Source organism: Pseudomonas sp. (genome assembly GCF_041601375.1).
Taxonomy (GTDB): Bacteria; Pseudomonadota; Gammaproteobacteria; order Pseudomonadales; family Pseudomonadaceae; genus Aquipseudomonas.
In genome coordinates, this window is the sequence record NZ_JBFIIG010000218.1 from 1 (window position 1) to 6,540 (window position 6,540).

The 6,540-nt window shown below is 65.9% G+C and carries 5 protein-coding genes; 2 read left to right on the forward strand and 3 right to left on the reverse strand.

All coding sequences use genetic code 11. From position 1 onward, the window contains the following. A partial coding sequence (locus ABZE94_RS19395) for an NAD(P)/FAD-dependent oxidoreductase (protein ID WP_372877554.1) occupies window positions 1–712 on the forward strand: 712 nt, incomplete at its 5' end. Window positions 713–982: 270 nt separating this feature from the next. Here the strand turns inward: ABZE94_RS19395 and ABZE94_RS19400 are convergent. From ABZE94_RS19400 to ABZE94_RS19410, 3 genes are read right to left on the reverse strand one after another with little or no spacing between them, the layout of a single operon-like run. After that, a complete protein-coding gene (locus ABZE94_RS19400; RefSeq protein WP_372877556.1) occupies window positions 983–2,320 on the reverse strand; it encodes a sigma-54-dependent transcriptional regulator in 1,338 nt (445 codons plus the stop codon). Window positions 2,321–2,322: 2 nt separating this feature from the next. After that, window positions 2,323–3,915 carry a PAS domain-containing sensor histidine kinase gene (locus tag ABZE94_RS19405; protein WP_372877558.1) on the reverse strand — a complete coding sequence of 531 codons (1,593 nt, stop codon included), beginning with the start codon at window positions 3,913–3,915 and terminating at the stop codon, window positions 2,323–2,325. Further along, complete coding sequence (locus ABZE94_RS19410) at window positions 3,905–4,141, reverse strand: PP0621 family protein (protein WP_372877560.1); 237 nt, start codon at window positions 4,139–4,141, stop codon at window positions 3,905–3,907. Before ABZE94_RS19410 ends, ABZE94_RS19405 begins: the two co-directional genes overlap by 11 nt. Window positions 4,142–4,634: 493 nt before the next feature. On the opposite strand from ABZE94_RS19410, the gene ABZE94_RS19415 reads away from it, so the two are divergent. Then, on the forward strand, window positions 4,635–6,266 hold the full coding sequence (locus ABZE94_RS19415; RefSeq protein ID WP_372877561.1) for an NAD+ synthase: 1,632 nt from the start codon (window positions 4,635–4,637) through the stop codon (window positions 6,264–6,266). Window positions 6,267–6,540 lie beyond the last annotated feature (274 nt).

The window sequence follows — 6,540 nt, forward strand, 5'->3', positions numbered from 1 at the left end:
GTTGGCCAGGGGCTTCTCGCAGGCTCTGCACATGTCGGATGTGGCCAATGTGCGCAACCCGCGCCTGGTCAAGGCCCTGCGCGCATCGCTGGCACAGATGCCCAATGTGACCCTGCACGAGCAGTGTGCGGTCACCGGTTTTATCCGCGAAGGCGAGCGGATCTGTGGTGTGCACACCTCCGCTGGCGAGATGCGTGGCGATCGCGTGGTGGTGGCCGCCGGCGCCTGGAGTGGCGAGTTGCTGCGCAGCCTGGGCCTCGAGTTGCCGGTCGAGCCGGTGAAGGGGCAGATGATCCTCTACAAGTGCGCCGAGGATTTTCTCAGCAGCATCGTGCTGGCCAACGGCCGCTACGCGATTCCGCGGCGCGATGGCCATATCCTGATCGGCAGCACCCTCGAGCATGTGGGGTTCGACAAGACGCCGACCGAGGAAGCCCTGGCCAGCCTCAAGGCCTCGGCGGTCGGGCTGTTGCCGGCGCTGGCCGATGCCGAGCCGGTGGGCCATTGGGCCGGATTGCGCCCGGGCTCGCCGCATGGCATCCCCTTCATCGGCCCGGTGCCGGGGCATGACGGCCTCTGGTTGAACTGCGGCCATTTCCGCAACGGCCTGGTCCTGGCACCGGCCTCCTGCCAGTTGCTGACCGACCTGCTGCTCGGGCAAGCACCGATCATCGACCCGGCACCCTATGCGCCCGAAGGACGCTTGGGCTGAGGAGGTAGGACCACAGCAAGCTGGACTGCGTTTCGTTCGGAGCGAAGCGACAGCCCGCCAGCTTTTATGCCGCGCCGGTGGGCCATTGGTGCACTGCCTTCGGCGAGTGACACCCTACGGGTTGGGGATTGTCCAAGATTGTTGGGCAAACCGTAGGGCGGCTTCGGAGCGCAGCGACAACCCGCCAGCTTTTGTGCCGCGCCGATTAACCATGGTGCACTGCCTGCGGCGAGTGACACCCTACGGGAGCGCAAGGACCGCGGCCTGCCCTCAATCGATCCCCAGTTTCTTCAGGCGGTAGCGCATCGAGCGGAAGCTCAGGCCCAGGCGTTGGGCGGCGGCGGTGCGGTTCCAGCGGGTTTCCTCGAGGGCTTGCATGATCAGCTTGCGCTCGATGTCTTCCAGGTGATCTTCCAGGTTGTCGATCTGCGCCAGGCTGGCATCACCGCTTTCGCTGGCGCCGCAGGCGTCGGCCAGGCGCAGGTCGGCGGCCGTGATCCGGTCGTCTTCGCATAGGGTGTAGGCGCGTTCGAGCATGTTCTCCAGCTCGCGCACGTTGCCGGGGAAGCGATAGCTCTTGAGCTTGTCCAGCGCCTCGGCGTCGAGTCTGGCCGGGCTCAGGCCGGGGCCTTCGGCCAGGCGCTTGAGCATCACCTCGGTCAGGTGGGCAATGTCTTCGCGGCGCTCGCGCAGTGGCGGCACGCGCAGTTCGATGACGTTCAGGCGGTAGTAGAGATCCTGGCGGAAGCGCCCGGCGGCGACTTCGGCGGCCAGGTTTTTGTGGGTGGCGCAAAGAATGCGCACGTCGACCACCAGTTCCTGCTGGCCGCCGACCGCGCGTACGGCTTTCTCCTGAATCGAGCGCAGCAGCTTGACCTGCATCGCCAGGGGCAGGTCGGCGACTTCGTCGAGAAACAGGGTGCCGCCATTGGCCGCCTGAAACAGCCCCTGCTTGTCTTCGATGGCGCCGGTGAAGCTGCCCTTCTTGTGGCCGAAGAACTCGCTTTCCATCAGCTCCGAGGGGATCGCCCCGCAGTTCACCGGGACGAACGGCTGTTCACTACGCCCGCCCTGTTCGTGGATCAGGCGGGCAACCAGCTCCTTGCCGCTGCCGGATTCGCCGCTGATATACACCGGCGCCTGGCTGCGCGCGAGTTTGAGGATCTGCTTGCGCAGTGCCTTCATCGGCGGCGACTCGCCGAGCAGGCGGCTGTCGACCGGCAGTTCTTCACCGTCTGCCGAGCGCAGGCGCAGGGCGGTGGCCACCAGCTCGCGCAAGCGGCCGAGGTCGACCGGCTTGGTCAGGAAGTCGAAGGCGCCGGCTTTCAGCGCGTTGACCGCGGTGTCCAGGCTGCCGTAGGCGGTGATCATTGCCACCGGCACCTGGGGGTGGCGCTGGAGGATGTGCTGCACCAGCTCCAGGCCGGTGCCGTCGGGCAGGCGCATGTCGGTCAGGCACAGGTCGAATGGCTCCTTGGCCAGCCACTCGTGCGCCTCCCTGACGTTGCGGGCGCTGCGGGTGTCGAGCTTCATGCGGCCCAGGGTGATTTCCAGGAGTTCGCGGATATCGGGTTCATCGTCGACGATCAGGGCTCTCTGGCGGGTCATGGTCAGCTCAGTTTGCGTGGATGGGCGAAGGTGATGCGAAAGCAGCTGCCGCCGCCTTCGCGTGGTTTGTAGGTGAGCCGCGCCTGGTTGCTTTCGCACATCTCGCGGGCAATATACAGGCCCAGGCCGGTGCCCTTGTTTTCCGTGGTGAAGAACGGCTCGAAGATGTGCTGCAGTTGCTCGGGCGATACCCCTGGCCCGTCGTCGAGCACCTCCAGCACCGGCAGGTCGCTGTTCTGGTCGCGGAACAGTTTCAGCCAGACCTGCCCGCGCGGGTGGTTTTGCGCGCTGTAGCGCAGGCCGTTCTGCACCAGGTTGGTCAGCACCTGGGTCAGCTGATGGGGGTCCATGCGGGTTTGCACGGTGCCGCTCTGAGTATCCAGGTGGAGGGTCTGCCCCGGCGCCGCCGAGCCGCGGAACTCGCTGGCGAAGCGGTGCAGCCAGTATTTCAGGTCGAGCAGTTGCGGCTCGGCCTGGCGTCGGCGCGACAGCTGCAGGACGTTCTCGATCACCAGGTTCATCCGCCGCGAGTGATCCTGGATGATCTGCGCCAGGCGCTGGTCCGGGCCATGCAGGTCTTCCGACTCCTGCAGCAACTGCGCCGCGTGACTGATCGCGCCGAGCGGGTTGCGGATCTCATGGGCGATGCCGGCGGTCAGCCGGCCCAGGGAGGCGAGTTTGAGCTGCTGGGCCTGCTGGGCAATCTGCGAAATGTCGTCGAGGAATACCAGGGTGTGCCGCTCTTCGCTGCGCTGCAGGGCGATGAAGCTCGGCTGCAGCACCGGGCCATCGGCAAAGGCCTGCAGGCTCGCGGGGCGCAGGGTCGGGTTGTGTTGCCACTGCTGCAGGCGTTTGACCAGCTCCGGGCAGTGCGGGTCGAGAATCTTGCCGCTCAGCGCGTCGCGGCCGAGCAGGCGCAGCGCGCCCTGGTTGGCCAGGAGTACCCGATGCTGCTCGTCGAGCACCAGGATACCGGTGCGCATGCGTTGAAGGATCAGGGCGTTGAGGGCTTCCAGGCTGGCGACATCGGCCGCGCGCTGTTCGGCCAGGCTTTCGCTGGCTTGCAGGCGCCGGGTCAGCCCCTGCAGGAGCAGGGCGGCGGCAAAACACAGGGCGCCGAGCGCCCCGGCCTGCACGTATTGGGCGCTGGCTTCCGGGCGGCTGAGGCTGAGGTAGAAGGTCAGGTAGATCAGGGCCATGGCGGCAACGGCGGCGATCAGCAGGCCGATGCGTCCGCGCAGCAGGATGTTGGCGATGGCCACCGCTACGATCAGCAGGTTGCCGATCCCGCTGGGCGTGCCGCCGGCCGCATAGAACAGCGCGGACAGCAGGATCACATCGACCAGGGCCAGGCTGAAGACCTGCGCCAGGTGCTTGGGCCGCTGCACCACCACGGCCACCAGGATATTCAGGATCAGGTAGAACCAGCTGCCATAGCGGAACAGCTCGGCGTGGGCCAGCTTGAGCAGCTGAGCATCCATGTCGCTGGAAATCAGCAGCACCAGCACCAGGCCGATGGTCAGGCGATAAAGGTGGTAGAGGCGCAGTACGCGGCGGCCCTGGGTGCCGCTGAGGGCTAGGGCTTCAGCGCTCACCAGATTTTGGGCCTTGCTCGAGATGGGCCTGGCTGCAATACCACTGATCGGCCCTGGTCAAAGCCTCTTCGCGGGGCAGATAAACCCCGCAATGGGCACAGCGCACCATGGGCGCGGGGCTTTGCCGGTCTGGCCCGGAGCGCCGCGCGGGGCGGGTAAAACGCCGCCAGAGCCAGAAGGCGGCGACGATAATGGCTATCCAGAACAGCAGGCGGAACAGGCCCATAACGCTCCCTTCTTGTTGGAAAAGCAGGTTGTTGGCAGCAGTTTATTGGAAAGCCTGGCAGTTTAGCCAAGGAAGTCGTGCCAGCACAGCGGCGATTCTGCTTGCTGGTTGGCAACAATCATCGGCTCGGCAGCCAGATTGCGTCGCAGATCGTGGATTACCCCGGGTCGGGCGTTCGGCGATGTTCCGTAGGGCGGCTCGGGCGGCGTTCCGTTCGGAGCGCAGCGACAACCCGCCAGCTTTTGTGCCGCGCCGGTGAACCCATGGTGCACTGCCTGCGGCGAGTGACACCCTACGGATTGCTGATTGCACCAGATCGAGTGGGGCTACGAATCGTAGGGCGGCCTCGGCGCGCAGCGACAGCCCGCCGCCTTTTTGCGCTCGCTTCATGCTTGTCAGGCGGTTAAACCCTATGCTGTGGGGTGAGCGATGCAATGTTACGACTGGGCCGACGGGCTCACTCGAACGAAGGACTTATGTGGTGGAGGCAGTCATGAGCCAAACCCTGAGGGTCGTGATGGCCCAATTGAATTTGCGCGTTGGCGATGTGCACGGCAACGTCGAGAGCATCATCGAGGCGGCATACAACGCCCGTGATCAATGGCTGGCGGATGTCATCGTGTTCCCCGAACTGGCGCTCTGCGGCTATCCGCCGGAAGATCTGCTGCTGCGCTCGAGCATGCAGCGGCGCATCGAGCAGGGCTTGCAGCGCCTGCGGGACGAAGTCAGCGGCATCTATCTGGTGGTCGGTTATCCCTGGCTGGAGGATGAGCTGCGCTACAACGCCTGCGCGGTGATCGCCGACGGTCAATTGCTGGCCCGCTACTTCAAGCAGAAGTTGCCGAATTACCGGGTGTTCGACGAGAAGCGCTATTTCGAGCCCGGCAACCAGCCCTGCGTGGTCGACATCAAGGGCGTGGCGGTGGCGCTGAACATCTGCGAGGACATCTGGTTCGCCGAGCCGATGGCCCAGGCCCGTGACGCCGGGGCGCAATTGATGCTGAGCCTGAACGCCTCGCCGTTCCACCTGGACAAGCAGCGCGAGCGCGAAGAGGCATTGGCCGAGCGTGCGCGCGAAGGGGCGATGCCGATCGTCTACGTCAACCAGGTCGGCGGTCAGGACGAATTGGTGTTCGACGGCGGCAGCTGCGTGGTCGATGCCGGCGGTCAGATCAGTCAGCGCATGGCCGCCTTCACCGAGGGCCTGTACCCGGTCGACCTGGTGTGCGACGGCGAGCGGGTCAGCCCGCGGCCGGCCAACTGCGTGCCACTGCCGGAACTGGAGGCCAGCGTGTATCAGGCGCTGGTCATGGGCGTGCGCGATTATGTGCGCAAGAACGGCTTCAAGGGCGTGCTGCTTGGATTGTCCGGCGGCATCGACTCGGCCCTGACCCTGGCGGTGGCGGTCGATGCGCTGGGCGCCAAGCGGGTCGAAGCGGTGATGATGCCGTACCGCTATACCGCGCAGATCAGCCTCGAGGACGCCGAGGCCGAGGCCCATGCGTTGGGCGTGACCTATCGGGTGCTGCCGATCGCGCCCATGGTCGAGGCCTTTATGGGCACCCTGGCGCCGGTGTTCGAGGGCCTGCCGCGCGACGCCACCGAGGAGAACCTGCAGGCGCGCTGCCGTGGCACCCTGTTGATGGCCCTGTCCAACAAGATGGGCTATCTGGTGCTGACCACCGGCAACAAGAGTGAAATGGCGGTCGGTTACGCCACCCTCTATGGCGACATGGCCGGCGGTTTCGATGTGCTCAAGGACGTGCCCAAGACCCTGGTGTTTCGCCTGTGCGAATACCGCAACAGCCGCGGGCCGGTGATCCCGCAGCGGGTCATCGACCGCCCGCCCTCAGCCGAACTGGCGCCGGAGCAGAAGGACGAAGACTCGCTGCCGCCGTACCCGGTGCTCGACGAGATCCTCAAGCTGTACATCGAGTTCGACCTGTCGGCCGATGCGATCATCGCCGAGGGCTTCGAGGCGGATACGGTCAAGCGCGTGCTGCGCCTGGTCGATCTGAACGAGTACAAGCGCCGCCAGGCCGCCGTCGGCGTACGGGTCACCCAGCGCGGCTTCGGTCGCGACCGCCGTTACCCGATCACCTCGGGGTGGCAGGTCGGTGATTGAGGCACGGGAAGGGAGTCGAGCGGCGCGGGCAGCGTTCCGTTCGCAGCGCGGCCACAGCCCGCCAGCTTTGTGTCGCTCCGAGCGGCCAATGGTGCACTGCCTGCGGCGAGTGACACCCTACGGGTCGCGGATTGATCGAGCGCGTAGGGCGGCTTCGGAGCGCAGCGACAACCCGCCAGCTTTTGTGTCGCACCGATGAACCATTGGTGCACTGCCTGCGGCGAGTGACACCCTACGGGTCGCGGATTGATCGAGCGCGTAGGGCGGCTTCGGA